A 25,847-nucleotide genomic window follows, 5' to 3' on the forward strand; every position below is an offset into this window, starting at 1 on the left:
GGGGCGCTGAGGGCCGGCACCAGGAACGGGACTACGTCCGCATCAACGCGCGAAAGACTGAGCTGTGCAAGGGCCGAACGGGACACGGCCCATGGTGGGGGGATGGGGAGGCCGGCCGTGCGGACACAGTGCCGCCGCGGCGAAGGCCGGCTCCGCCCGGAACCCGCCGGTGGGCAGGGCGCCCCGCCCCGGATGCGGGGCGTGCTCGGGGAGGGGCGCCGTACCGGTCCGCGGGTTACTGGATGCCGGCGTCCTTGCAGGCGTCGGCGTAGTTGGCGGTGCAGATCTCGGACACCTTGAAGAACTCGTCGGCGACGATCGTGTCCTTGACGTTGTCCTTGGTCACGACCGTGGGCTCCAGCAGCGCGGCCGGGATGCCCGAGTCGCTGGGGCTGTCGATGGACCCGGTGGCCAGGGAGTCGATCGACTCGCCGTTGAGGAGCTTGACCGCGATCTCGGCGGTCGCCTCGGCCTCCGGCTTGTACGGCTTGTAGATCGTGTACGCCTGGGTACCGGCGAGTATCCGCTGGATGGCGGCGAGCTCGGCGTCCTGGCCACCGACCGGGATGCCCTTGATGCCGGCCGAGTCCAGGGCCGCGATGACGCCTCCGGCCATGCCGTCGTTGGCGGAGTAGACCGCGTCGAAGCCGTCCTTGCCGAGCGCGGTGATGGCGCTGCCGACCTTCTGGCCCGCGACGGCAGCGTCCCACTCACCGGTCTGCTCGTAGACGATCTTGCCGACTTCCTCGTCGAGGACCGAGTGGGCGCCCTTCTTGAACAGGGCGGCGTTCGGGTCGCTCTCCTTGCCGTTGATCATCACGACGTTGGCGTCGGCGGCCTTGTCGCCCAGCGCGTCGACCAGGGCCTGGCCCTGGAGCTGACCGACCTTCTCGTTGTCGAACGAGATGTACGCGGAGACGGGGCCCTCGGCGAGCCGGTCGTACGCGATGACCTGCACGTCCTGGTCGGCCGCTTCCTGCACCCAGGCCTTGGCGGCCGCGGAGTCGACGGCGTCCAGGATGATGACCTTCACACCGGAGGCCATCAGGTCGTCGAACTGCTGCTTCTGGGTCGAGACGTTCTCACTGGCGTTCTTGTAGTCGATCTTGCAGTCGGAGCAGAGCTCCTCGACCTTCGCCTTGATGAGCGGATAGTCGAACGACTCATAACGCGTGGTCTTGCTCTCGGGGAGCAGCAGACCAATGGTCTTGTTGTCGCCGGAGTCGCTGTCGCCGCTACCTGCCTCACCACAAGCGGCGAGGGTCGCTGCCATCGCGGTGGCGGTGACGGCCACGGCGGCACGACGCGCGAACGTGTTCATCCTGTAAACCTCCCTGACGAGGCCGCGTCGTTGCGGCCGAGGTGACCGGAAGTCAACTCGGCCGCACGTGCGACGTCAAGAAGTAAATACTAACGAGATGGCAACGGCGTTATTCGTTCTCTAAGTGAAGACGGGCGTCGCGGCGTGGAGGCTGCCGTCCAAAAGAGCCGAATCGCCCATCTCGCTGAGGGCCAGGGCGAGCGCCCCGAGCACCTCCGCACGGCCCCCAAGTGCCCCTGGCAGCACGGAGAGTTGACGCGCCGCGCTGGGGATCGCATAGCGGCCGACGGACTCCCTTATGGGCCCCAGGACCAGCTCCCCGGCCTCGGCGAGATCGCCGCCGAGCACCACCCGGCTGGGGTTCAGCAGATTGCAGAGATTGGCGACTCCGCTGCCGATGTGGCGGCCGACGTCGGCGATCACCCGGCGGCAGCCGGGGTCTCCGTCCCGCGCCAGTCTGACCATCCCTTCCATGGTCAGGTCGGTGCCGTGGCTGGACTGGAGCAGCGGCAGCACATAGCGGGCGGCGGCGAAGGTCTCCAGGCAGCCCCGGTTGCCGCAGCGGCAGACGGGGCCGGATTCATCAAGAGTGATATGGCCGATTTCCCCCGCTGTGCCGCCCGGGCCGCGGTAGATCTTGCCCGCGATGACCAGGCCCGAGCCCACCCCGCTGGCGACCTTGATGTACGCCAGGTCCTTCACTCCGCGGCCACTGCCCCAGACCAGCTCGCCCAGGGCGCCGAGGTTGGCGTCGTTGTCCACGTGCACGGGCACGCCGAGCCGCCCCCGCAGCTCCTCGGCGGGCTTCGTGCCGGTCCAGCCGGGCAGGATGGCGGTGGAGCCGAGCGTGCCGGACTCCACGTCGATCGGGCCGGGCACGCCGAGGCCCACCCCCGCGATCTTGGCGCGGTCCACCCCGGTGGCCGCGATCAGGCGGTTGACCAGCTGTTCCGCCCGGTCGAAGCCCTGCGCGGCGGAGGCGTCCACGTCCAGCGGCTCGGACTCCTCGGCCAGCACCTGGTGGGCGAGGTTTCCGACCGCGACGCGCAAATGGGTGTGCCCGAAGTCCACGCCGATGACAATGCCGGCGTCGCCGCTGAGCGAGACCGCCCGGGCCCTGCGGCCACCCGCGGACGTGGGCGTGACCTCGACCGTTCCACCGTCCTTGAGCTCCCGCACGATGTTGGAGACCGTCGCCGCGGACAAGCCCGTCGTCCTCGCGATCTCCGCCTGCGTGAGCGAACCGGCGAGTCGCACCGCCCGTACGACGCGCTCCAGATTTGCCCGGTGCAGCGACGACTGCGACCCCGGAGTCTCCACGACGACCTCCTGCGCACGGGGTCGCCTCGGTGAGACCCCGTATATGTCCAACTAGTGAACTCTAAGCTGAGCCGTTCGGGTCGCCTCCCGTCAAGAGGTTGAACCGCAATCGGGTGTCCGCGCACGAGTTGTACGCCGCCCCCGAAGCGGGGACGGCGTGTTCACGGAGCGTGAGACGGCGTACGCGCCGAACGCTCCGGAGCGCTGCTCGAACGTCGAGCTCTACTTGAGCGTCGCCGAGGTCAGACCCGACTGCACCTGACGCTGGAAGGACAGGTACACCACCAGCATCGGGATCATCGCGATGGTCACACCCGCGAACAGAACGGGCAGGTCGGAGGCGTACCCCTGCTGCTGGTTGAGCTGGATGAGCCCCTGGGTGAGAACGTACCGCTCGGGGTCGTCACCGCTCTGCGGCTGCATGAGCACCGTCGGCAGGATGAACTGGTTCCACTGCCCCAGGGTGTTGAAGATCCCGACGCTGATCAGTCCCGGCTTCGCCATCGGCAGCATCACCTGGAAGAAGGTCCGGGTGTGCGAGGCCCCGTCGAGGATGGACGCCTCGAAGACGGCCGTGGGCAGCGTGCGGAAGAACGCGTGCATGAAGAACACGGTGAACGGCAGCGAGTAGGCGACGTACACCAGGATCAGTCCCTGGTAGGTGTTCAGCATGCCCAGCCGGTCGACCATGAAGAACAGCGGGACCAGCGCCAGGAACACGGGGAACATCGCGCCCGCGACGAAGAAGTAGTACAGCAGGCGGTTGCCCCAGAACGGGTAGCGGGCCAGCACGTACGCGGCCATCGAGCCGAACAGCATCGTCAGCGGCACGGAGAAGGCCAGCACGATGACCGTGTTGAGGAAGTAGTCACCGATGCCCTTGTCCCAGGCGCGGGAGAAGACGTCGAGGGACCAGTTCTCGGGCCAGCCGAACGCCGAGCCCGCGATCTGGGTGTCGGTCTTGAAGGAGCTGAGCACCAGCCACAGCAGCGGCAGCACGATCAGCAGGGCCCACAGGGCGAGGAAGCCGTGCGAGAAGACGTTGAGGACGACGCCTTCGCTGCGCTCGTCGCCGGGGCGGACCGGGCCCTTGGCCACGGCCGGCCGGGCGGGTGCGGAGCCGCCGTGCGAGACGGTCTTCAGGGATGCGCTCATCGTTTGTCGTCTCTCCCGCTCAGAACTCGATGCGCTCACGGCGGGTGGCGCGCAGCATGACCACGGACACGATCAGGGTGAGGAGTAGCATGATCACGCCCATGGCGCAGGCGTAGCCGCTCTTGCCGTACAGCAGGAAGTTCCGCATCATCACGGTCGCCATGACCTCGCTGTGGTGGTCGGGGCCGCCGCCGTACTCGCCGGCGGTCATCGTGGAGACCAGGATGAACATGTCCATCGCCGCGATTCCGAGGTAGACCCACGCGGTCTGCACGGAGTCCCACAGCAGCGGCAACGTGATACGGAAGAACGACTGGGCACGGCCCGCACCGTCGATCAGCGCGGCCTCGTAGATGTCTCTGGGAATGGACTGCATGGCCGCGGAGAACAGCACGAGATAGAAGCCGACCCCGTGCCACACGACCACGAGAATCAGCGCCCACAGCACGAAGTTCGGCTCGTTCAGCCACTCGACCGGGGAATTGGCGTCGACCAGTCCCAGCTTCACGAGAAAGCCGTTGAGCATGCCGCCGCTGTCACTGCGGTACACCGCCCCGAACAGCACCGCGAGAATCGCCAGCGACAGCACCTGCGGGAAGAAGTAAACGATCTTGTAGAACGAGGAACCGGCGACCCCCGCGACGCCGCCGGCCCTGCCCCGCCCGCCCGCGTTCAGCATGAACGCGAAGAACAGGGCCAAAAGGATAGTGATCACCGGGATGAACACCAGGAACAGGATGTTGTGCCAGATCGCCTTCATGAAGATGTCGTCCTGGAACAATGCTGTGTAGTTGTCCAGCCCGACAAACTTGAAGGTCTGCGACTGCCCCTTCCAGTCCGTCAGCGAATAGCCGAACGTCTGGATGTACGGCCAGATGACGAAGATCAGGTAGAGCGCCACGGGGATGAACAAAAACCCCGCGACGAACCTGTACTGCCCTTTGCGCATTGGCGTTTCCTGCCCCTGGTGTTCCGTTCGGCCGGCCTGGAGGGGGCCGCGCCCCGTGAGGGGCGCGGGGAACTGCTAGTCCCGACGGTTCTTCTTCGACGCCGGGTCCTTCGCCGCCTCGTCAACGGCGTCCTGCGCCCGCTGCAGCCACTCCTTCGGCTGAATCCGCTTGGCCATCAGCTCGTTGGACGCGTTCTGGATGGCCGTGTCCATCTCGCCGTACCACTCCGTGTACAGATACCGGAAGGTGTTGTCACCGGCCGCCTGGGACGCCTCGACCGTGGACTGGGTGCCCGGCCGCAGCTGTACGCCGGAGTCGACGCCGTCCTGGAGGATGGTCAGGGAGTTGGCCTCCTTGGCGAACAGCGTGGACCACTCCCTGGAGAGCATCATCCGCATGAACTCCTTGGCCGCGGGCAGGTTCTTGGCCTTGGCCGGGATGATGAAGGGCTCGCCGGAGCCGGCCCGGATCGCCTCGAAGGGCAGCACGCTGTCGGCGAGCACCGGCATCGGCAGGAACTTCATGTCGAAGTCGTCCGGCGTCTGCTTGAGCTGCTCGTTCTCCAGCCAGGACCCGCTGGTGATGAACGCTGCCTTGTACTGGTTCCACCGGGTCTGGGACTCCGTGTGGGTCAGGCCGTTCGTGCCGGGCATCAAGTAGCCCTTCTCGACGACCTCGTAGATCGCCTCGACGCCCGCCTGTGCCGCGTCGGAGCCGACGAACGCCTTGGGGTCGAGGTTGTCGATCGCCTTCATGGCGTCCAGGCCGCCCGTCTTGGCGATCAGGTCCATGATGGCGACATTGATGTAGTAGGGGTACTTGCCCTGGTGCGCGAGGCCCCCGATGCCCTGGTCCTTGGCGTCCTTGCAGATCGCGAGGAAGTCGTCCCAGGTCTGCGGCGCCTCCCAGCCCTTCTCCTCGAAGAGTTTGCCGGAGTACCACAGACCCCACACCGTGTAGATGTAGTTGAGGGCGACGATCTTGCCCTCCTGCAAGCCCGCGTCGAGCGTGCCGGGGATGAGGGTGTCGCGGACCGTCTTGCTCGGGTCGTCGACCGAAGGGGCGTCCAGGACCTCCGCGAGGTCGAGGAGCTGGCCGTTCTTGTGCAGAACATCGATCTTGATCTTCTGTGCGCCGGAGTTGTCGACGATGTCCGGCGGGTTGCCCGAGTTGAAGCGGGGCTGGAGCTTGCCGGTGATCTCCTGAGTTCCGGTGTGGGCGGAGGTCACACCCCACTTCTTCTCGAACTCGGCCTCCCACGCCTTGGCGTAGTCGTCGCCGTAACCGCCCTTGAAGATGACGACGTCGAGCTTGCTGCCCTCCTTCACACCGAAGGGGTTCGCCTCGGACACCTCGCCCTGGGTGTCGCCGCCGGAGTCGTCGCCCCCGCCGCCGCTGGCGCATGCGGACAGGAAGCTCATGGTGGGTACGGTGACCAGGCCGAGCGCCGCTGAACGCTTGATCAGATCGCGGCGGCCGACACCCTCGGTACTGCTGTTCTCGGCGGAAGTGGATCCCATGCTCAAGTCCTCGCCTTCTTACAGGACTCAGGCGGTGAACCGGATCCTCCCCGGCACCGCGGTCGGTTCAAGCTGGGGTCGTGCGTGAGGGATTCAACAGGGGGCAAGCGGCAGTCGGCGCGCGCGACACGGTCCGCCGCCTCCTGTGTTTCCCCAGGGTCCTGCCTGTCCACAGCCGTCGGACGGCTACCCGGACGCCGACAGGTATAGTCCATTTCCCGTCGACGGAGCAAGATCGAATGCAAGGTTGGCCAATGGTCTTTTCCGAGTTGAGACCTCGCGGAAATATGAGCGGCCTGTGTGCTTCCCGAGTGAAGATCGACACCGCGTCGACACCGTTCGACGACGGATCTTCGGCGCTGAGCGACCCCGGGGAAGTTCAGGCACGCCCCCACGCCGCCCGGCACGCGCCCCGGCCCGAACGGGCTTCCCACCGCTCGGGGCTGCACGAGCACCGCCACGCACGATCCCCACCGGCTGGACCCTCCAGGCGTCCATGAACGGCACCACCTGGGAAGACCGTCGACAGGCGCTCCGGCGAGTCCTTCACCCGGGACAGTCGGACCCAGGTGCTCTCGGTCACGGCACGGGGGCCGTACCGGCAGTACCGGCTGGTCCTCGACGGTGAGTCGACGCTCGCGGAGGTGGAGTTGCTCGCCTGACGGGGTGTCACGGGTGCGCGCGTTACTGGAGGTTCTGTGCCGGGTGCGCCTGCTGAGTCCGGAGGACGGCCACGCCGAGCGGGTCGAGGGTCAGGGGCTCGCCCTGTTCGGCCCGTTTGCCGGTCAGCAGGTCGGTGGCGGTGGCGTGGGCGGTCAGGTGGGCGGGTTCGGAGGTGTGGTTGAGGAGGAAGAGGAGGGTGGTGCCGTCGGGGGCGACGCGGGTCGCGGTCTCGACGGCGGGGTGGTCGGCGTACGGACCGAGGAGGTCGTGGCGGGCGAGGATCCGGCGGACCACCCGGTCGACGCCCGGTCGGCCGAAGGCGGTGGCGACGTACCAGGCCTCGCCCTCACTGAACCGGTTCCGGTCCCGGTTCCGGTTCCGGTTCACGACGGGGGTGCCCGCGTAGAAGTCGGCGCCGTAGGTACCGACCGGTTCGGCGCCGCGCACCCGCACGATCTCGAAGACGAGGCGCGGTTCGCAGTCCGACTCCCCCAGCCGGACGGTCTGTACGAACTCCGGCGCGCGCGTCCCCTTCGTCGACCCGGACGCCCATGAGGGGGCGAGTGGGACGGGGGCGTCAGTGAGGAACGCGTGGTCGTGTGCGTCGACGCGGCCGGAGAGGAAGGTGGCCAGGACCGTGCCGCCGTGTGCGGCGAGCGCCTCCCGGGACGTCAACCCCTTCAGGCGCCCCGGGAAGTGGCGCACCGGGACCGACCGGAGTCGCGCTCAGCTGGTGCCGCGGCGCGCGATCGCGCGGAAGACCCGTTCTTCGTGCGGACCGTAGGCGAGGTCGAAGACGACCAGCAGGCCGGTGCGGCGATCTCGCCCCTCCTCCGCGTCTCTGAGTTGGATATCGACGCGGCGGTCACGGATGGCGCCGAGGATCGCGGGGAGCGCCACGAGGGACAGCACGGCGAGAGTGATGAGGGTCTGGACTGCGGTGTCGAATGTGTTGTTCATGACTCCAGCCTGACCCCGGATCAGTCTGGGCGGCAGTGGCAGGACTGCCGCCTGGCATCAAATTCCTGCCAGGCTTGTGGCGGGCCCGGTGGACAGCGGCTCGTGCCCACCGGGTCCGCCCGGAGCACCGGTTCAGCCGACCCGGCAGGGCAGGGCCGTCGTACTGTCACCGCCGGAGCCGGAGACGACGTAACCGAACGTCGTACTCCCTCCCGGTTCCAGCGCCCCGTTCCAGTCGGCGTTGTGGACCATCACGTCCTGGCCGTTGTACGTGGCGTTGCCGCTCCACAGGCTGTCGATCGACTGCCCGCTCGGCAGCGTCCAGTCGACCATCCAGCCGAGCATGGGCACGGTGCCGCTGTTGGTGACGGTCACCTCGGACTGGTAGCCGCCGTTCCAGCTGCCCGTCGTACGACGGGTCGCGGTGCAGTCGCCCGGCGGGGGCTCGGTGGGCGGGTTGCCCGGGTCCTTGACGCCCGTCACCTCGCCGTTGCCGCCGTCGAAGACGACGTCGGAGCAGGAGTAGAAGGTCTCCTGGCTGTCGGAGCGCTGCCAGACCATGTAGATGATGTGGCGCCCGTCCTTGCCCTGCGGAAGCTGCCCGGACCAGGAGTAGTTGGCCTCGACCGTCCCCGGGCTGCCGTTGAGCGGCGGGTGGTCGACGCTCAGGAACGGCTGGTCCTCCATGTCGTCCCAGGTGAGCGCCTGGTTGGGGTTGAAGCCGTCCTTGGTGATGTAGACATAGAACCAACCCGGGTGCGCCGCCCACGCGTTGTACGAGAAGTCGACGGTCGCGCCCTCGGTGAGGTGGGTCAACGGCCAGTCGTCGCGCGGGAGGTTGAAGCCGGTGAAGTTGGTGTTGCCGCCGCTGCACAGCTCGCCGTCCGGGACGAAGCCCCGGGTGCGGCCGGCGCCGTCCGAGCGAAGCACCGAGAACCAGTTGTAGAACGCGGTCGTCCCGCTGACCTGCTGCGCCGCCCGGCAGGCCGGGTTCACGGGCTTGATCTCACCGGTGTCGGTCAGCCCGTCCTGCCAGCACAGGAAGGTGCGGCTGCCGGGCTTCATGGGGGTACCGTGCGCCTCCGCCTCGCCGCCGGCCGACACGACCAGGCCGAGCGAAGGGACGGTCATGACGAGGGCGAGCAGGACGAGGAGGAGGGCTCTGTGGCGTTGGGGCAGCCTTAATCGTAGGCTTGTCACGCGCATGACAATTACTCCTTGGGTGTACAGCCTTTCGGAAGGTGCGGTGCGGATGCGTATACAGATGCGTGTGCGGATCTGTGCGCGAGGGTGCGTGCGGAGGTGTGCGTGAGATGGGAGCGAGCCCCGGGGCGGGTTCCGGTCCACCGAATATGGGAGCGCTCCCACCTCACCCTTTGGTGAAGTTAGCGCCGCGCGTCGCCCTTGTAAACGCCTGACGCGGCCTGACGCAGGAGGGCCGCGCCCGGGTGCGTGCGGCCCTCGTGACGGCCTTGCTCAACCTGGTCCGGAGTCACTTCGCTTCCGCATCGGCAAGGGCGCACCCTGGAAGTAGCACCGCTCCGAGGCGGCAGGACAGGAGGAGCGAGATGACTGAGCAGACCGAGCAGACCACCGGCAGCCCGCAGTGGCATGTGGTGGGCGACTGGTTCGACACCTGCAAGTGCGCCATTCCTTGCCCGTGCACATTTGCCCAGCCCCCGTCCGAGGGGGATTGCGAGGGTGTTCTCGCCTGGCACATACGCGAGGGACAGTACGGGGATGTCCGGCTCGACGATCTGAACGTCCTGATGCTCGGGTCCTTCACCGGCAACGTGTGGGCCGGTGAGCACACGGACCCGTATGCCGCCGTCTTCGTCGACGAGCGGGCAGACGACCAGCAGCGCGCCGCGCTCGGCGCGATCTTCGGCGGTGAGGCGGGGGGCTGGCCGCAGCAGTTCGCCGAGGTCTTCGGCGCAGAGTTGCGCGGCATGGACGTCGCTCCGATCACCATCGAGGTCGACAAGGACCTGGGGTCGTGGCGCGCCGAGATCCCCGGCCGGGTCACCGCCCGTGCCGAGGCCCTGACCGGTCCCACCACGCCCGAGGGGGCGCGGGTCCAGGTCCACAACGCCCCCGGTTCCGAGGTCGGCCCGGGTCAGATCGCCACCTGGGGTCGGGCCACCACCGACCAGGCCGACGCGTTCGGCTTCAGCTGGAGCCGCAGCGGCAAGTCCAGCAAGTACTTCCCTTTCGACTGGAGCGGCCCCAACTGATGCGCGGCCCGGTCGGCGCCGGCTGCCCTGGACGAGCCCTGAGGCGGAGATCGAAGGCGCCCTGATCACCGCATGGGCGCTCAACTGCATGGGCGCTCACCGCATGGGTGCCCGGAGCCCCTTCGTGACCGTATCCGCCTGTGGCGTCGCGAGGGGCAGCCGTACCGTGAACCGCATGTGCACACCCGAGGAGTGCGAGCCTCTTGGAGTGGCCATCACATCTCGCCCTGGACCACCGTCTGATGGTCGGCCGCAAGCAGGACGGAAGTTGGGTGTGGTCCGCAGAGCATTGTGCCCTGTTGACCGAGATACGTAATCACCCCGACCCCTCCATCAACTGGATCCGTGACCTCCCGGCGCAGTCCGGGCAACAGATCCTGCGCCGCCTTGATCAAGCGTTCGTCAACATGGCCAATCCTGATCATCCAGCGGGCTCTCCTGCTTTCAAGCGCCGTGGCGATCGGATGGGGATTCCCTTCACCGGTCAGGCCGTCCAGTTCCGCAAGCCCAACAGGCTGGGCGGAGGTCCGCTTCCCGGTTCTGGGTTGGCTGAGGATCCGGCTTTCCCGGACGCTGGGCGGAACCATTCGCAACGCCACGATCGCCCGTGACGGACTTGGATGGCATGTCTCCCTTGGTGTGCACTCCGGTGCCAAGCCGGCTGGCCCCAACGGAGGCCCCGGCTGTGGCGTCGACTTCGGAGTTTCCATCTCGGCATGGGTGTCCACCGAGCCGACGGGGCGGTCCATGCGCCCCACGCTGAAAGCCGGGGAGGAGAAACGCCTCACGGCTCTGGAACAACGGAAGGAGCGCCAACTCACATATGCCGAGAAGTACAACCGTGGCACGCGTTCAAATCGATTGATGCGCACCATTGCCGCGATCGGGGCGCTCGGGGCGAGGCAGGACAGAAGAAGACTCGACTTCACTCACAAGTTGACCACCGACCTGTCCAAATACCACGGGTTCGTCGGAATCGAAGACTTGCGCGTGCAGAACATGGCGACGTCAGCCACCCGATCTCAGGCCACGGCAGGAAACAAGAACAGGAAGCAGAAAGCAGAGCTCACCAGAGGGATCCTGGACAACGCTCCGACGAACGCCGCCGCCAACTGGTATACAAAAGCCCGCTGTACGGGAGCGATCTACGCTCAGTCCTCCCACAGGGAACGTCCCAGACATGCCCTTCTTGCAAGAAACGCGATCCCAGGAACCGTCTCCATTGCGGACGAGAATTCGCGGGCGACACGGTAATCAAGAGCACGCGCAGTCTCCACGCGGAGGCAAGGGGCCATGCAAGTGGCGCTCGGATGCGTGCAGCACTGGCCGCCGCCCGGTGAAGGGCGACGGCCAGAACCCAAGGCACTCAAGCCAAGGGGCACATCAATTGCTGATCAGGCTGCGCAGCACGTACTGCAGGATGCCGCCGTTGCGGTAGTAGTCGGCCTCACCGGGGGTGTCGATGCGGACGACCGCGTCGAACTCGACGCCCGTGTCGGTGGTGACCTTGACCGTGCGCGGCGTGGTGCCCTCGTTCAGCTCGGTGACGCCGGAGAAGGAGAATGCCTCCTCGCCGGTCAGACCGAGGGACTCGGCGTTCGCGCCCTCCGGGAACTGGAGCGGGAGAACACCCATGCCGATGAGGTTCGAGCGGTGGATGCGCTCGTACGACTCGGCGATGACGGCCTTGACGCCCAGCAGCGCCGTACCCTTCGCGGCCCAGTCACGGGACGAACCGGAGCCGTACTCCTTGCCGGCCAGGACGACCAGCGGGATGCCCTGCTCGATGTAGTTGCGGGAGGCGTCGTAGATGAACGACACCGGACCGCCGTCCTGCGTGAAGTCGCGGGTGTAGCCGCCCTCCGTACCCGGCGCGATCTGGTTGCGCAGGCGGATGTTGGCGAACGTACCGCGGATCATGACCTCGTGGTTGCCGCGGCGGGAACCGTACGAGTTGAAGTCGCGGCGCTCGACACCGTGCTCGGTGAGGTACTTGCCCGCCGGGGTGTCGGCCTTGATGGCACCGGCCGGGGAGATGTGGTCGGTGGTGACCGAGTCGCCGAGCTTGGCGAGGACGCGGGCGCCGGTGATGTCGCCGACCGGGGCCGGCTCCATGCCCATGCCCTCGAAGTACGGGGGCTTGCGGACGTACGTCGACTCGGTGTCCCACTCGAAGGTGTTGCCGGTCGGGATCGGCAGCGCCTGCCACTGGGCGTCGCCCGCGAAGACGTCGGAGTAGGACTTGTTGAACATGTCCTCGCCGATGGCGTTCGCCACGACGTCGTTGACCTCGGCCTCGGCCGGCCAGATGTCGGTCAGGTAGACAGGCTTGCCTTCCTGGTCGGTGCCGAGGGCGTCCTTGGTGATGTCCACCTTCATGGAGCCCGCGATGGCGTACGCGACGACCAGCGGCGGGGAGGCCAGGTAGTTCATCTTGACGTCGGGGTTGATACGGCCCTCGAAGTTGCGGTTGCCGGACAGGACCGACGTGACCGCGAGGTCGTGGTCGTTGACCGCCTTGGAGACCTCCTCCGGCAGCGGGCCGGAGTTGCCGATGCAGGTGGTGCAGCCGTAGCCGACCAGGTTGAAGCCGACCTTGTCCAGGTACGGGGTCAGGCCCGCCTTGTCGAAGTAGTCGGTGACGACCTTGGAGCCGGGCGCCAGCGTGGTCTTCACCCACGGCTTGCGGGTCAGGCCCTTCTCGACCGCCTTCTTGGCCACCAGGGCGGCGGCGACCATGACGTACGGGTTCGAGGTGTTGGTGCAGGAGGTGATGGCCGCGACCGTGACCGCACCGTGGTCGATCTCGTAGGTCGAGCCGTCGGGGGCGGTGACCGTGGTCGGGCGGGTGGGCACGCCGTTGGAGGTGGCCGGGGCGTCGGAGGCCGGGAAGGACTCCTTGCCCGCTTCCTCGTCCTCGGAGACGTAGTTGCGGACGTCCTGCTCGAACTGCTGCTTGGCATTGGCGAGGACGATCCGGTCCTGCGGCCGCTTGGGACCGGCGATCGACGGGACGACCGTCGACAGGTCCAGCTCCAGCTTCTCGGAGAAGTCCGGCTCGGCCTTCGGGTCCAGCCAGAGGCCCTGCTCCTTGGCGTACGCCTCGACGAGCGCCAGCTGCTGCTCGCTGCGGCCGGTCAGCTTCAGGTACTTGATGGTCTCGTCGTCGATCGGGAAGATCGCGGCGGTGGAGCCGAACTCCGGCGACATGTTGCCGATGGTGGCGCGGTTGGCAAGGCTCGTGGCGGCCACACCCTCGCCGTAGAACTCGACGAACTTGCCGACGACACCGTGCTTGCGGAGCATCTCGGTGATGGTCAGCACGAGGTCGGTGGCGGTGGTGCCGGGCGTGAGCTCACCGGTGAGCTTGAAGCCGACGACGCGCGGGATGAGCATGGAGACCGGCTGGCCGAGCATGGCGGCCTCGGCCTCGATGCCACCCACACCCCAGCCCAGCACGCCAAGGCCGTTGACCATGGTGGTGTGCGAGTCGGTGCCGACGAGGGTGTCGGGGTACGCCTGGCCGCCGCGCACCATGACGGTACGGGCGAGGTGCTCGATGTTCACCTGGTGGACGATGCCGGTGCCCGGCGGGACGACCTTGAACTCGTCGAAGGCGGTCTGGCCCCAGCGCAGGAACTGGTAACGCTCGCGGTTGCGGCCGTACTCCAGCTCGACGTTCTGCGCGAAGGCGTCGTTCGTGCCGAACTTGTCGGCGATGACGGAGTGGTCGATGACCAGCTCGGCCGGCGCCAGCGGGTTGATCTTCGCCGGGTCGCCGCCGAGTTCCTTCACGGCCTCACGCATGGTGGCGAGGTCCACGACACAGGGCACACCGGTGAAGTCCTGCATGATCACGCGGGCCGGCGTGAACTGGATCTCCTGGGACGGCTGGGCCTGCGAGTCCCAGGTGCCGAGGGCCCGGATGTGGTCGGCGGTGATGTTCGCGCCGTCCTCGGTACGGAGCAGGTTCTCCAGCAGAACCTTGAGGCTGTACGGAAGACGGGCCGAGCCCTCCACCTTGTCCAGCCGGAAGATCTCGTACGACTCGTCGCCCACGCTCAGCGTGGCGCGGGCGTCGAAGCTGTTCGCCGACACGACAGTCTCCTTCATTTTTGTGCGCGTACCACCGCATCCTGCCGCCACGCCGTCTCGACGATCCGCTAAGGTAAGGCTAAGTTAGGTAACCCTTATCGGAGTGGCGGCTGCGGTGCGCCTCGGCAGATATCTCGATGTCGAGATAACTCTAGTACATAGGGGCGGGATGGTCATGTCCGGAGGGGGCGGGACAGCCATGCCCGGACGGCGCCCCTCGGCAAGGTTCGCCGAGTTCGGCGCGGTTGCGGCGCTCAGCCACGCTCCACCATGAAAAAGCCGATGGACACAGATCGCGCGAGCGGCAGACTGACCCCATGACTACGTCGGACGACACCAACACTGACACCAAGGCCGATCCCAAGGCGGATCCCAAGGGCGACCTTCACTTCTACCTGCAGTCCGCCCGCGATGCCCTGCTGTGGAAGCTCGAAGGGCTCTCGGAGTACGACGTCCGCCGCCCGCTGACGCCGACCGGCACCAACCTCCTCGGCCTGGTGAAGCACGCGGCCGGTGTAGAACTGGGTTACCTCGGCGACACCTTCGGCCGTCTGTCCGGCGAGCCGCTGCCCTGGCTCGAAGACAGTGCCGAGCCCAACGCGGACATGTGGGCGACCGCCGACGAGTCGCGCGAGCACATCGTGGAGCTGTACCGCCGGGCGTGGGCGCACGCGGACGCGACGATCGACGCGCTGGCGCTGGACACGGTCGGCAGGGTGCCGTGGTGGCCGAGCAGCCGGAACGAGGTGACGTTGCATCATGCCGTGGTGCGCGTGATCGCCGACACGCACCGGCACGCCGGGCACGCCGACATCCTCCGGGAACTCATGGACGGCGCCGTAGGTATGAACAAGGGCAATGACAGCATGCCGCCGGGCGACTCGGCATGGTGGGAGAATCATCGGAACCGGCTGGAGCGTGCGGCTCAGGAAGCCGACCGGGACGCGTGACTACGGACCGGACCGGACCGAGTCGACGTCGATGAACCTGCCGGGCCCCTTCGGCCGGCGCCGTACGCGCGGCGCACGCCGTACACGGGTGGCGCGCAGGCGTCACTGACACATCGTCACCCATCTGGACCCCACACCGTGCGGCATCTCATATCTGAGATAGCCTTCCCTCATGTCAGACGACTACCTCGTACGCATCGGCAAGCTCATCCGTGACGCCAGGCAGCACCGAGGCTGGACACAGTCGCAGCTCGCCGAGGCCCTCGGCACCAGTCAGAGCGCGGTGAACCGTATCGAGCGCGGCAACCAGAACATCAGCCTTGAGATGATCGCTCGAATCGGTGAGGCCCTGGACAGTGAGATCGTCTCGCTGGGCTACGCGGGTCCGATGCACCTGCGCGTGGTCGGCGGCCGCCGGCTGTCCGGCGCCATCGACGTGAAGACCAGCAAGAACGCGTGCGTCGCGCTCCTGTGCGGCTCACTGCTCAACAAGGGGCGCACCGTGCTGCGCCGGGTCGCCCGCATCGAGGAGGTGTACCGCCTTCTGGAGGTACTCGGCTCGATCGGCGTCCGCACCCGGTGGATCAACGACGGCGTCGACCTGGAGATCGTGCCCCCGGCCGACCTGGACCTGGACGCCATCGACGCCGAGGCGGCCATCCGCACCCGCTCGATCATCATGTTCCTCGGCCCGCTGCTGCACCGCGTGGACCACTTCAGGCTGCCGTACGCGGGCGGCTGCGACCTCGGTACGCGGACCATCGAGCCGCACATGATCGCGCTGCGCCGGTTCGGGCTCGACATCGCCGCGACCGAAGGGCTCTACCACGCGCAGGTCGACCGGTCGGTCACCCCCGGCCGGCCCATCGTGCTGACCGAGCGCGGGGACACGGTGACCGAGAACGCGCTGCTCGCCGCCGCGCGCCACGACGGCACGACCGTCATCCGCAACGCCTCGTCCAACTACATGGTCCAGGACCTGTGCTTCTTCCTGGAGGCCTTGGGCGTACGGGTGGAGGGCATCGGCACCACGACCCTGACCGTGCACGGCGTGCCGGACATCGACGTGGACGTCGACTACTCGCCGTCCGAGGACCCGGTCGAGGCGATGAGCCTGGTCGCCGCCGCGCTCGTCACCGAGTCCGAGCTGACGGTCCGCCGGGTGCCGATCGAGTTCCTGGAGATCGAGCTCGCGGTCCTGGAGGAGATGGGCCTCGACCACGACCGCTCCCCCGAGTACTCGGCGGACAACGGCCGTACGCGCCTTGTGGACCTCACCGTCCGGCCCTCCAAGCTGGAGGCGCCCATCGACAAGATCCACCCGATGCCGTTCCCCGGCCTGAACATCGACAACGTCCCCTTCTTCGCGGCCATCGCCGCCTCCGCCCAGGGCAAGACCCTCATCCACGACTGGGTCTACGACAACCGCGCCATCTACCTGACCGACCTCAACCGCCTCGGCGGCCGCCTCCAACTCCTCGACCCCCACCGCGTACTGGTCGAGGGCCCGACCCGCTGGCGCGCCGCCGAGATGATGTGCCCACCCGCGCTCCGGCCCGCCGTGGTCGTCCTGCTCGCGATGATGGCGGCGGAGGGCACGTCCGTACTGCGCAACGTGTACGTCATCAACCGCGGGTACGAGGACCTGGCGGAGCGGCTCAACTCGGTGGGGGCACAGATCGAGATCTTCCGGGACATCTGAACGGCGGGTGCCGCCACACCCTGTCTGACCTGCACGGATGTGGGTCTGGAGGGGGTGCGGCGGCACCTCTGGGACTTCTCTGGGACTTTGGGCCGGGACCGGGCTGGTCCCGGTCGCCCGGTGCTACGGCTACGCGAAGACCGCGTCGATGGCGGCGCTGCCGCGTGCACCTGCGCGGGGCAGGAAGTGTGCGTACTTCCGGAGCGTGAACCCGGGGTCCGAGTGGCCGAGCCAGCGGGCCAGGGAGCCGACCGACTCGCCGGCCTCCAACTGCTCGGAGGCGTAGAAGTGGCGCAGGGCATGGTAGCCGTGTTCCCGAGAGGGCTCCCAGACGACGAACTCGCCTCGACGCGCATCGGTCTGGGCCTGGGCGAGCCAGGTCTTGGCGTCCTGGAGCGTGTCGAAGGAACGGTCCTTGACGCTGGGGATGCCCTTGACACGGTAACGGGTGCACTTGCCGTACATGGCGGTGCGTTCGCGCTTACCGGTCTTCGGGTTGGGGCGCTTCTTGAGCCATCGGTCTTCTATGTAGCCAGCCAGGTGCAACTCCTTGACGAAGGTGGATGAATACGGCGCCCTACGGCGCTTGGAGCGTCACGCGCTGGGGAAGCGGGTGGACCGCTCCTCGGGAGGGGCGTTCAGCGGGTTGAGGGCTGCGTTGGAACGCGAATCGGCCTGCTCCTGCTCACGGACCCAGGCGTCCAGGGCTTCCAGCCGGTACATGACGCGGCCGCGTGGACCCATGCGGAAGCTCGGCGGGCCCTGTCGCCGGTGGCGCCAGACGTAGAGGGTGTGGGGTGAGAGGCCGAGATACTCGGCGGCGGCCTTCACGGTCAGGAACGCCGCGTGTACGGCACCGGGAGAAGCAGGAGGAACGGAACGGACAAGCAACGGTTGCGCAGGCATGGAAGGTTCTCTGTGAGGTGCGTGACCCGCGGGGCTGACCCGGCTCAAGGTCACTGGTCGGGTCCTGGCGGCCACCTTGCCCTGGCTCGCCAGTCCCACCGGGGTCCGCAGCTCGACGCTGCTGCGGCAGATCCACGGGGCCGGCCGGCGGCCGAACTCGTCACCTGGATGACTCTCCTGGCCCGGTCCTGCCGCTCCAGCCTGGCACCCGCGCCCCTCCCCGAGGCGTTACTCGCCCGGTCCCGGCGGGTGACGAACTTGGTAGCCACTGGCGAGCACGATGTCTTCCTGCCACCGTCCCGGCTGGCTTCGCCCGCTTCCCGCCACCTCGGCGTCGTGGTGAGAACCGTGCCAGGTGCGGGGCACCTCGTGGTGGAAGAACACCCGGAGACGGTCGTCACGCTGGTGGCAGCGTTGATGAGCGCGAACACGAACAGCGGGCTGTGAGTACGCGTTCTCAGCCCTCAGGGACTCTGTGATCCGCCGCCGTTGTTGTGGGTCGTGAGTGAGGAGACAAGCCCGCGCCGGGGCAGTGATCAGGCCGCCTGTGTCGGTGTCGCGGCTGGCCTGGGTCGTCACAGTTTCGGCGCGGACGCCACCAATACTGGCCACCACGGCAAGGCGCAGACCACCACTTGCTGCCGAACGCCCCGAGCGTCAAGGAGGCACACGTCGTGACAGCGCGTGGAGGCCCTCGTGCTGTGCGTGCTCCCCTTGCGGCAGCACACTCTGGCCCAACTTCACGCGTGCGTCGGTGTGGAGCGGGTGTTCCGTGGTACGTGAGAGCCGACTACTCCGCGCTATCACGCACCGACGAAGGGCTTCCATGCTCACACCGCTGGCCGACTTGTGGCCTCTGAGTTGGAGCATCGGGGTCTTCCTCGTGGCTACGGCCGTCACCGTGGTGTGCAGCGTCCGGCTCGCGGGGCTGGGCGACACCCTCGCCGACCGCACCGGCTGGGGAGAAGCCCTGTTCGGCGCGGTGCTGTTCGGTCTCGTGACATCCCTTTCGGGCATTGTGATGACCGCGGTGAGCGCCGCTGTGGACCAGCCTCGCCTTGCGTACAGCAACGCTGTGGGAGGTATCGCAGCGCAGACCGTCGCACTCGTCGTCGCCGACGCCTTCCTGCGGAAAGTCAATCTCGAACACGCCGCCGCATCACTGTCCAACATGCTCTTCGGCTGCCTGCTCATCGGGCTGCTGGGCATCGCTCTCATGGCAGCGTTCAGCCCTTCTGTCACCTTTCTGGGCCTGCATCCGGCGTCCGTGGTGATGGTGACCTTCTACCTCGGCGGCCTACGGCTCATCCGCGGCCACGGTGAACCCATGTGGCGAGCGGTGCGCACCAGGGACACGCTTCCCGATGTCCCGGGCGAAGGCACCGAGGGAATTGGCGCCCATTCGACATCACGGCTGTGGGGCGAGTTCGCAGCCGTGGCGGGGCTCGTCGTGATCGGGGGCTGGGCGGTGGCCCGTGCGGCGGAAAGCGTCGTGGGGCATACGGGTCTGAGCGCCGGTCTCGTGGGGGTTGTGTTCATGGGCTTGGTCAACGCCCTCCCGGAGACGGTCACGTCCATCGCCGCCGTCCGGCGTGGCGCTGTCACGCTGGCCATCGCCGCCATCGTCGGCGGGAACTGCCTGGACGCGCTCAACCTGGTCGTCGGCGACATCGCCTACCGAGGCGGGTCCGTGTTCCACGCTGCGGACCCGGACGAGCTGTTCCTCACGAGCGGCGCGATGGTCATGACGGCAGTCCTGCTCGGTGGCCTCCTCGTACGCCAAAAGCGCGGCTGCTCAAGATCGGCTTCGACGGCATCCTGCTCATCGCCCTCTACGCAAGCACGGTTGCCGTGCTCGCTGTCTGAAGGCCGAGCCCGCACCAGAGCGAACGGGCCGGTGCGTGGCCTCGGAGCCGCCGACGGAGCCCGCTGCTACGGACACGCGTCAGGGCCGTTCATTCCCCTGTCCCGTTGGCCGTACGACACCGACAGGGCAGCGGGCATGGTGGAGGACCGCCTGGCTGACCGATCCCAGAAGCAGTCCCGTAAAGCCGCCGTGCCCCCGTGCCCCCACGACCAGCAGCTGGGCCCCTTCGCTCTCCTTGATCAACGACTGACGGACGGGGCCCCGCACCAAGCGGCCGCTCACCATCACCCCTGTCTGCGACACGCTCAAGCCCGTCAGCGCCTCGGTGAGTACCTGTTCTCCCTCTGCTCGGAGCCGGTCGGCATGCTCCTCCTCCGCCGGGAGCCCAAGCGTGAACTCAGCCCCATCCCCCCGGGTCCCCCACACGTGCACAGCCACCAGATCAGCGCCCCGCAGCGCGGCCTCGGTGCAGGCGAACTCCACAGCAGCCCTGCTCTCCGGCGAGCCGTCGACACCCATCAGCACCGGCCCCTCCGGGTCGGGTCTGCCCCGCACCACCATGACCGGGCAGTGGGCATGACCCGCCAGATGCATCGCCACCGAGCCCACCAGCACTCCGGCGAAGCGCCCGTGCCCCTTGTTGCCGACCACGAGCAGGGCCGCGTCGCGTGACTGTCCCTCCAGCACCGCCAGCGCCTCGCCGGCGATCACCGCGTGGGTGACCTCCACGTCCGGCGCCTGGGTTCTGGCCCGCTGCACCGCTTCCGACACCATGTGCTCGACCTGATCACGCAACGCGCCGTGAGCCGGGCCCAACGGAGACGGGCCGACCGGCGGGTGCAGGGCGGGCCAGGTGAACCCGTGCACGACACGCAGTCCCGCAGACCGCAACCGCGCTTCCTGCACCGCGACGTCCACAGCGGCAAGACTCGATGGCGAGCCGTCCACCCCGACAACCACGAGCCCACTCATCGGCACGCTCCCCTTCCTGTGGACAACAGGGAGTCGTCACGTCGGCAGTCCCTCGGCGTTGCAGGCAGCGTCTGTCCGCCCTCCTCCAGCGTCTCTCCAGACTCCAGCCCTCGCCACAGACCCAGCCGCCCGTTCGTGCGATGCCGCCTGCCTGTGCTGCACGGTCTGCCAGTTGTAAGGCGATCCGCCGCCTTGCCGCCGCGCACAGGCAACGCCCGCCGGCCGGGAGCCGGGATGCTCCGCGGGCCCACGGCTTCCGCGACGTGGCTGTGCTCAATGCCGGGCGCAGGGCGCTGTCACCGCCCGCAGCGAAGCAGGTTTGTCCGCGGCGACCGCGATCAGCAGTGCAGCGCCGAGCGGGCCGCCGGGCAGTCACAGCCAGCCTGCTTCCACGGTCGCGGCGGCACCGGCTGTCCGCAGCGGCCCTCCCACGGATGTCGCGGGGTGCCGAGCGCTGTCGACAGGTTTCGCTCTTCGCCCCGCCCGGCCGCAGCGCTCTGCGGTACCTCGAGGGCGCCGGGTTGGCAGCGCCCAAGTGGAGATCAGCGGCGAGCCTTGGCCCGGTCAAGGGCGGCCACGCCCAGTGCCGCCAGGCCGATCTGGAGAGCGAGCTCGATCCAGTCGATGCCCCTGGTGTCGGCGACGTCGAACGCCGCGGCGATGCCTGTGCCCACCAGCGCCGCGACGATGCCCACCGCGATGGTCCAGAGCACGCCGATGCGCTGGCGTCCGGGGACGACGAGCCGGCCCAGCACACCGATGACGATGCCGATCACGATGGCGGTGATGATCCCGGAGATCTCCATGACAGCCTCTCGTCGCCAGGTCCTTTCGTCTCAGGGGTGCCCTGACGGGGACGGTGTACTCCCTTCCGCCTCGTGCGGGCGGGGCACGGGGGCGCGCGCCAGGCTCTCTTCCAACTCGTCGAGGGCCCGGCGCGCCCTGGCGATGCGGTCGCGCACCTGCCGTTCGGCGTCGTCGTCGAGCGCGGCGACGGCGGCCGGGGTGGGCGTGTTCTCGTCCCGTTCCATGCCGCGGGCCTCGTCGAGGGAGTTGAGTACGACACCGATGAGGACTTGACCAGGACGAACGAGGCCAGCAGGACGTAAGAAGCCGCTGCCGATCAGCAGCAGCACGGTGACGCAGAGGGCCATCGGGAAACTCATGCCTGGACCTCCACCAGTCGCTGGATACGGACGCGCTCGGGCACGTGCCGGTCCAGGGTGCGTACGTCGATCACTGCATGACCGCCGTCGGGCAGTTCGACCGTGACGCGGTCGCCGATGGCCGGGAACCGGCCGAGCCGGTCGACGATCAGGCCGGCCACGGTGTCGTAGTCCTCCTCCACGGGTAGCTCCACGCCAGTGGCGTCGGCCACCTCGTCCAGACGGCGTCCACCAGCCATCCCTGCCGGTCCGCGACCGCGACCTCGGTGACGGTGTCGGACTCGTCGGCGATGTCGCCCACGAGTTCCTCGGCGATGTCCTCGTAGGTGACGATGCCCGCCACGCCGCCGTGCTCGTCGAGGACGACCGCGAACTCGTCGTCGGCCGAGCGCATCTGCTGCACGGCGTCCGGTAGCGGCAGGGTGTCGGGCAGGAGCAGCGGACGGCGGGCCACCGCGCCTGCGGTCGTGTCGGCGAGCCGGTCGGCGGGCAGGCGCATCAGCTCCCGCATGCCGAGCACGCCGGTGATGTCGTCCGGGTGGTCGCCGAGCACCGGGTAGTTGGAGTGGCCGTGCTTGCAGATCAGTTCGACGGCCTCGGCGGTGGTGGCCTCCTTGCGGACGAAGACGGCGTCGACGCGCGGCACCATCACCTCGTCCAGCGTCCGGTCGGAGAACTCCAGGGCGTGGTCGAGCAGTTCGGCGGTGTCCTTGGGCAGCTCGCCCTGTTTGTGGGACTCGCCGATCAGGTGGCCCAGCTCCTCCAGGGTGGCGCCGTGGTGCAGCTCCCCGACAGGTTCGATGCCGATCTTGCGCAGCAGCCTGTTCGCCGCGCCGTCGAAGATCCGCACCACAGGGCCGACGACCTTCAGATACGCCGGCGTGGACGGGGCCAGCGACTTCGCCAGCCGCTCCGGCACGGCGATCGCGAGGTTCTTCGGGGCCGGCTCGCCCAGCACCATCTGGATGACCGTGGCCAGCACCAAGGCGAGGGTCACGGAGATGCCGGTGACGGCGGCGTCGGGGATGCCGGCCCCGGACAGCGCGGGCTTGAGCAGGGCCGACCGACACCGACGGCTCGGCGATGAAGCCGACGACCAGGCCGGTGACGGTGAAGCCCAGCTGGGCGCCCGACAGCATGAAGGAGAGGCGTTCGAGGACCTTCAGCGCGTGGGCGGCTTGCTTGTCGCCTGCCTCGGCCTCCCGAGCGAGGGCGAGCCGGTCGGCGGAGACGTACGCGAACTCCTGGGCGACGAAGTAGCCGGTACCGGCGGTCAGGACGAGCACGCCAGCAGGCCGAGTACGGCGTTCAACGAACACCACCCCGCCGCATGCCGTACTCACTGCCCGGAAGGCGGGATGGTCGCGGACTGTGCCCAGGGGGGTCCGTCGGTCTGGCGGACAAGCTGTCGCTCCTTATTGATCGGCTGTGCCCTCGGGTAACGAGGGTGGCCGAAACCGTGTTCCTCATCGGTGAACGTCCAGGGTCACGCGGTGGCCGGAGCTGCCGGTCCGACCAGCTCGGACAGCACGTCCTCCATCGTGACGAAGCCGATCACCTTGCCGCTCTCACCGAGGACGGCGGCGAGATGGCTGCCGTCGGCACGCAGGGCTGTGAGGGTGTCGTCCAGTGGTGTGTCGATGCGGACCCGGGTGACCGGGTGCAGTGCGCCGCGCGGGAAGGGCCGGTGGCGGTCGGTGCGGCCGAGGGTGTCCTTGATGTGCAGGTACCCGAGGAGTGCGCCGTCCTGGCCCGTGACCGGGAAGCGGGAGTAGCCCGCCCCGGCCGCGGTCCGCTCCAGCCGCGCCGGGGTGATGGTGTGGTCGACGGTGCGCATCCGCTGGGCCGGGACGAGAATCTCACCCACCGGGCGGGTGCCCAGCTCCAGCGCGTCGCGCAGCCGCTCGCCGTCGGCGGGCGACAGCAGACCGGCCTCGCTGGAGTCGACGACCATGCGGGCCAGCTGGTCGTCGGTGAAGACCGATTCGACCTCGTCCTTCGGTTCGACGCGCAGCAGCTTGAGCAGGGCGTTGGCGAAGGCGTTGATGCCGAAGATGACCGGCTTGAGCGCCCGGGTGAGGGCGACCAGGGGCGGGCCGAGCAGCAGCGCGGTGGGGACCGGGGCGGCCAGGGCGATGTTCTTGGGGACCATCTCGCCGATCAGCATGTGCAGGTACGTCGCCAGGGTGAGCGCGATGACGAACGCGATCGGGTGCACCAGGCCGTGCGGGAGGTGGGCCGCCTCGAAGCCGGGCTCCAGCAGGTGCGCGATGGCCGGTTCGGCGACCGCGCCCAGCACCAGCGAAGACGCGGTGATGCCGAGCTGGGCGGTGGCCATCATCGCGGACAGGTGCTCCAGGGCCCACAGCGTCATCCGCGCCCGCTTGTTGCCCGCGTGGGCGCGGGGCTCGATCTGGCTGCGGCGCACCGAGATCAGGGCGAACTCGGCGCCGACGAAGAAGGCGTTGGTCAGCAGCGTCAGGGCACCGATGGCGAGTTGGAGGGCGGTCATCGGGACTCCTCACCCGCCTGAGCCGGAATGCGGATCGGTTCCGTGATGCGGACCCGGTCGGCGCGATGGTGCTCGACCTCCACGACGGCCAGCTGCCAGCCATCGAGGTCGAGGGCGTCGCCCTTGGCGGGGATGCGGGCGAGGCGAGTGGCGATCAGGCCGGCCACGGTCTCGTACGGCCCCTCGGGCGCTGTCAGCCCTATCCCGGCGAGCTGGTCCAGGCGCACGGAGCCGTCCGCCTCCCACACCGCACGCCCGTCCCCGGTGGCGGGGGCGGGCACCAGGTCGGGCGCCTCCACGGGATCATGCTCGTCGCGCACCTCACCCACGACCTCCTCGACGATGTCCTCCATCGTCGCCACGCCCGCCGTGCCGCCGTACTCGTCGATGACCACGGCCATCGTGCGGGTGGCCCGCAGCCTCTCCAGCAGCCGGTCGGCCGTGAGACTGTCGGGCACCAGCAGGGGCGGTGTGGCCAGCTCGGTGACGAGCGTGGCGGCGCGCTTGTCCGGTTCCAGGGCGAGGACGTCGCGGATGTGGACGGTGCCGACGACCTCGTCCAGGCTGTCGCGGTAGACCGGGAAGCGGGACAGGCCGGTGGCATGGGTGAGGTTCGCGGCGTCCGCGGCCGTCGCGTGCACTTCCAGTGCCTTGACATCGACGCGCGGGGTCATCACGTTCTCCGCGGTCAGCTCACTCAGGTGGAGCGTACGGACGAACAACTCGGCTGAATCCGCCTCCAGAGCGCCCTCGGCGGCCGAGTGCCGGGCGAGCGCGACCAGTTCCTCGGCACTGCGGGCGGAGGCCAGCTCCTCGGCGGGCTCCAGGCCGAAGCGCCGTACGAAACGGTTCGCGGTGTTGTTCAGGTGATGGATGAACGGGCCGAACGCGGCGGTGAAGCCACGCTGGGGCCCGGCGACCACCTTGGCGACGGCCAGCGGCCGGGAGATCGCCCAGTTCTTCGGCACCAGCTCGCCCACCACCATCAGCACCACGGTGGACACCGCCACGCCCAGCACGGTCGCCACCGACGAGGCGACACCGCCCAGCCCGACCGCCCGCAGCGGACCGCGCAGCAGCGCCGCGAGGGACGGCTCGGCGAGCATGCCGATCACCAGCGAGGTCACCGTGATGCCGAGCTGGGCACCGGACAGCTGGAAGGTCAGACGGCGTACGGCGTTCAGCGCGCCCTCGGCGCCGCGCTCGCCCGCCTGGGCGGCGCGCTCCAGGTCACCGCGCTCGACGGTGGTCAGGGAGAACTCGGCGGCGACGAACAGCGCGCAGGCCAAGGTGAGGAGGAGGGCCAGCAGGAGCAGCAGGACCTCGGTCACCGTGCCACCCCCGTTCCCTCACGCTCGGACAGCGGACGGGGTACAGCACGGCTGGTACTGGGAGGCTCACCCATTGCGGAACCGTCGCTCCTTCTCGAAACGCACGAAACACGTAGGAAGACAGTGGCAGGGAAGCAGGCTTACCTGCCTCTACACCCACTGTAAAGGAGACGCAAAAAACGTCACCCGCCACCTTCCCCAGCCCACAGGCCGGGACACCAAA

21 protein-coding genes and 5 pseudogenes are annotated in these 25,847 nt (G+C 68.4%); 9 read left to right on the plus strand and 17 right to left on the minus strand.

From position 1 onward, the window contains the following. Positions 1 to 235 precede the first annotated feature (235 nt). The 5 genes from ACWD3C_RS18030 to ngcE form a co-directional block, all read right to left on the minus strand. Positions 236 to 1,321: a substrate-binding domain-containing protein gene (locus ACWD3C_RS18030; RefSeq protein ID WP_451144954.1), complete on the minus strand. Its 1,086-nt coding sequence runs from the start codon at positions 1,319 to 1,321 to the stop codon at positions 236 to 238. A 120-nt stretch (positions 1,322 to 1,441) separates the two neighbouring features. Then, positions 1,442 to 2,641 carry an ROK family transcriptional regulator gene (locus ACWD3C_RS18035; RefSeq protein WP_451144956.1) on the minus strand — a complete coding sequence of 400 codons (1,200 nt, stop codon included), beginning with the start codon at positions 2,639 to 2,641 and terminating at the stop codon, positions 1,442 to 1,444. Between the two features lie 222 nt (positions 2,642 to 2,863). Continuing rightward, positions 2,864 to 3,796, minus strand: coding sequence for a carbohydrate ABC transporter permease (locus ACWD3C_RS18040; protein ID WP_451144958.1), 933 nt, complete (start codon positions 3,794 to 3,796; stop codon positions 2,864 to 2,866). 19 nt (positions 3,797 to 3,815) lie between these two features. Beyond that, on the minus strand, positions 3,816 to 4,745 hold the full coding sequence (locus ACWD3C_RS18045; RefSeq protein WP_451144960.1) for a carbohydrate ABC transporter permease: 930 nt from the start codon (positions 4,743 to 4,745) through the stop codon (positions 3,816 to 3,818). A 75-nt stretch (positions 4,746 to 4,820) separates the two neighbouring features. Then, complete coding sequence (gene ngcE, locus ACWD3C_RS18050) at positions 4,821 to 6,266, minus strand: N-acetylglucosamine/diacetylchitobiose ABC transporter substrate-binding protein (protein WP_451144962.1); 1,446 nt, start codon at positions 6,264 to 6,266, stop codon at positions 4,821 to 4,823. A 469-nt stretch (positions 6,267 to 6,735) separates the two neighbouring features. On the opposite strand from ngcE, the pseudogene ACWD3C_RS18055 reads away from it, so the two are divergent. Next, positions 6,736 to 6,928, plus strand: a pseudogene (locus ACWD3C_RS18055) (hypothetical protein); the annotation flags it as partial. Between the two features lie 22 nt (positions 6,929 to 6,950). Here ACWD3C_RS18055 and ACWD3C_RS18060 read toward each other — a convergent pair. The 3 genes from ACWD3C_RS18060 to ACWD3C_RS18070 form a co-directional block, all read right to left on the minus strand. Further along, the gene (locus ACWD3C_RS18060) at positions 6,951 to 7,634 is read right to left on the minus strand and encodes a beta-galactosidase trimerization domain-containing protein (RefSeq protein WP_451144964.1); all 684 of its coding nucleotides are present in this window, start codon (positions 7,632 to 7,634) and stop codon (positions 6,951 to 6,953) included. Positions 7,635 to 7,655: 21 nt separating this feature from the next. Continuing rightward, positions 7,656 to 7,889, minus strand: coding sequence for a hypothetical protein (locus ACWD3C_RS18065; RefSeq protein ID WP_451144966.1), 234 nt, complete (start codon positions 7,887 to 7,889; stop codon positions 7,656 to 7,658). 132 nt (positions 7,890 to 8,021) lie between these two features. After that, positions 8,022 to 9,095, minus strand: a complete 1,074-nt coding sequence (locus ACWD3C_RS18070) for a lytic polysaccharide monooxygenase auxiliary activity family 9 protein (protein WP_451144968.1) — start codon at positions 9,093 to 9,095, stop codon at positions 8,022 to 8,024. Between the two features lie 362 nt (positions 9,096 to 9,457). On the opposite strand from ACWD3C_RS18070, the gene ACWD3C_RS18075 reads away from it, so the two are divergent. From ACWD3C_RS18075 to ACWD3C_RS18090, 4 genes and pseudogenes are all read left to right on the plus strand, one after another. Continuing rightward, the gene (locus ACWD3C_RS18075) at positions 9,458 to 10,123 is read left to right on the plus strand and encodes a DUF1326 domain-containing protein (RefSeq protein ID WP_451144970.1); all 666 of its coding nucleotides are present in this window, start codon (positions 9,458 to 9,460) and stop codon (positions 10,121 to 10,123) included. A 299-nt stretch (positions 10,124 to 10,422) separates the two neighbouring features. After that, on the plus strand, positions 10,423 to 10,734 hold the full coding sequence (locus tag ACWD3C_RS18080; protein ID WP_451144972.1) for a hypothetical protein: 312 nt from the start codon (positions 10,423 to 10,425) through the stop codon (positions 10,732 to 10,734). A gap of 109 nt (positions 10,735 to 10,843) precedes the next feature. Continuing rightward, positions 10,844 to 11,074: pseudogene (locus tag ACWD3C_RS18085) on the plus strand (RNA-guided endonuclease InsQ/TnpB family protein); the annotation flags it as partial. Positions 11,075 to 11,253: 179 nt separating this feature from the next. Beyond that, positions 11,254 to 11,463: a hypothetical protein gene (locus ACWD3C_RS18090; protein ID WP_451145062.1), complete on the plus strand. Its 210-nt coding sequence runs from the start codon at positions 11,254 to 11,256 to the stop codon at positions 11,461 to 11,463. 43 nt (positions 11,464 to 11,506) lie between these two features. Here the strand turns inward: ACWD3C_RS18090 and acnA are convergent, their stop codons facing one another. Continuing rightward, positions 11,507 to 14,221: an aconitate hydratase AcnA gene (gene acnA / locus ACWD3C_RS18095; protein ID WP_451144974.1), complete on the minus strand. Its 2,715-nt coding sequence runs from the start codon at positions 14,219 to 14,221 to the stop codon at positions 11,507 to 11,509. 314 nt (positions 14,222 to 14,535) lie between these two features. Between acnA and ACWD3C_RS18100 the strand changes: the two genes are divergently transcribed. Both ACWD3C_RS18100 and ACWD3C_RS18105 read left to right on the plus strand, forming a co-directional pair. Then, positions 14,536 to 15,168: a DinB family protein gene (locus ACWD3C_RS18100; protein ID WP_451144976.1), complete on the plus strand. Its 633-nt coding sequence runs from the start codon at positions 14,536 to 14,538 to the stop codon at positions 15,166 to 15,168. 172 nt (positions 15,169 to 15,340) lie between these two features. Then, positions 15,341 to 16,870: a helix-turn-helix domain-containing protein gene (locus ACWD3C_RS18105; protein ID WP_451144978.1), complete on the plus strand. Its 1,530-nt coding sequence runs from the start codon at positions 15,341 to 15,343 to the stop codon at positions 16,868 to 16,870. 129 nt (positions 16,871 to 16,999) lie between these two features. On the opposite strand, the gene ACWD3C_RS18110 is transcribed toward ACWD3C_RS18105, so the two are convergent. Continuing rightward, the gene (locus ACWD3C_RS18110; RefSeq protein ID WP_451144980.1) at positions 17,000 to 17,416 is read right to left on the minus strand and encodes a hypothetical protein; all 417 of its coding nucleotides are present in this window, start codon (positions 17,414 to 17,416) and stop codon (positions 17,000 to 17,002) included. Between the two features lie 48 nt (positions 17,417 to 17,464). Beyond that, positions 17,465 to 17,776 (minus strand): helix-turn-helix transcriptional regulator, encoded by a 312-nt coding sequence (locus ACWD3C_RS18115; RefSeq protein ID WP_451144982.1) that lies wholly within the window; start codon positions 17,774 to 17,776, stop codon positions 17,465 to 17,467. Positions 17,777 to 17,797: 21 nt separating this feature from the next. On the opposite strand from ACWD3C_RS18115, the gene ACWD3C_RS18120 reads away from it, so the two are divergent. Both ACWD3C_RS18120 and ACWD3C_RS18125 read left to right on the plus strand, forming a co-directional pair. Further along, positions 17,798 to 18,223, plus strand: a complete 426-nt coding sequence (locus ACWD3C_RS18120; protein WP_451144984.1) for an alpha/beta fold hydrolase — start codon at positions 17,798 to 17,800, stop codon at positions 18,221 to 18,223. Between the two features lie 379 nt (positions 18,224 to 18,602). Beyond that, positions 18,603 to 19,642, plus strand: a pseudogene (locus ACWD3C_RS18125) (sodium:calcium antiporter). Positions 19,643 to 19,721: 79 nt separating this feature from the next. Here the strand turns inward: ACWD3C_RS18125 and ACWD3C_RS18130 are convergent. The 6 genes and pseudogenes from ACWD3C_RS18130 to ACWD3C_RS18155 form a co-directional block, all read right to left on the minus strand. Next, on the minus strand, positions 19,722 to 20,615 hold the full coding sequence (locus ACWD3C_RS18130) for a universal stress protein (protein WP_451144986.1): 894 nt from the start codon (positions 20,613 to 20,615) through the stop codon (positions 19,722 to 19,724). 542 nt (positions 20,616 to 21,157) lie between these two features. Continuing rightward, the gene (locus ACWD3C_RS18135; RefSeq protein ID WP_451144988.1) at positions 21,158 to 21,421 is read right to left on the minus strand and encodes a GlsB/YeaQ/YmgE family stress response membrane protein; all 264 of its coding nucleotides are present in this window, start codon (positions 21,419 to 21,421) and stop codon (positions 21,158 to 21,160) included. A 30-nt stretch (positions 21,422 to 21,451) separates the two neighbouring features. Further along, positions 21,452 to 21,729: pseudogene (locus tag ACWD3C_RS18140) on the minus strand (ion transporter); the annotation flags it as partial. 48 nt (positions 21,730 to 21,777) lie between these two features. Then, positions 21,778 to 23,093, minus strand: a pseudogene (locus ACWD3C_RS18145) (hemolysin family protein). A gap of 174 nt (positions 23,094 to 23,267) precedes the next feature. Continuing rightward, a complete protein-coding gene (locus ACWD3C_RS18150) occupies positions 23,268 to 24,293 on the minus strand; it encodes a hemolysin family protein (RefSeq protein ID WP_451144990.1) in 1,026 nt (341 codons plus the stop codon). Continuing rightward, positions 24,290 to 25,624 (minus strand): hemolysin family protein, encoded by a 1,335-nt coding sequence (locus ACWD3C_RS18155; RefSeq protein WP_451144992.1) that lies wholly within the window; start codon positions 25,622 to 25,624, stop codon positions 24,290 to 24,292. Before ACWD3C_RS18155 ends, ACWD3C_RS18150 begins: the two co-directional genes overlap by 4 nt. Between the last annotated feature and the right edge of the window lie 223 nt (positions 25,625 to 25,847).

Source organism: Streptomyces sp. NPDC002845 (assembly GCF_053591955.1).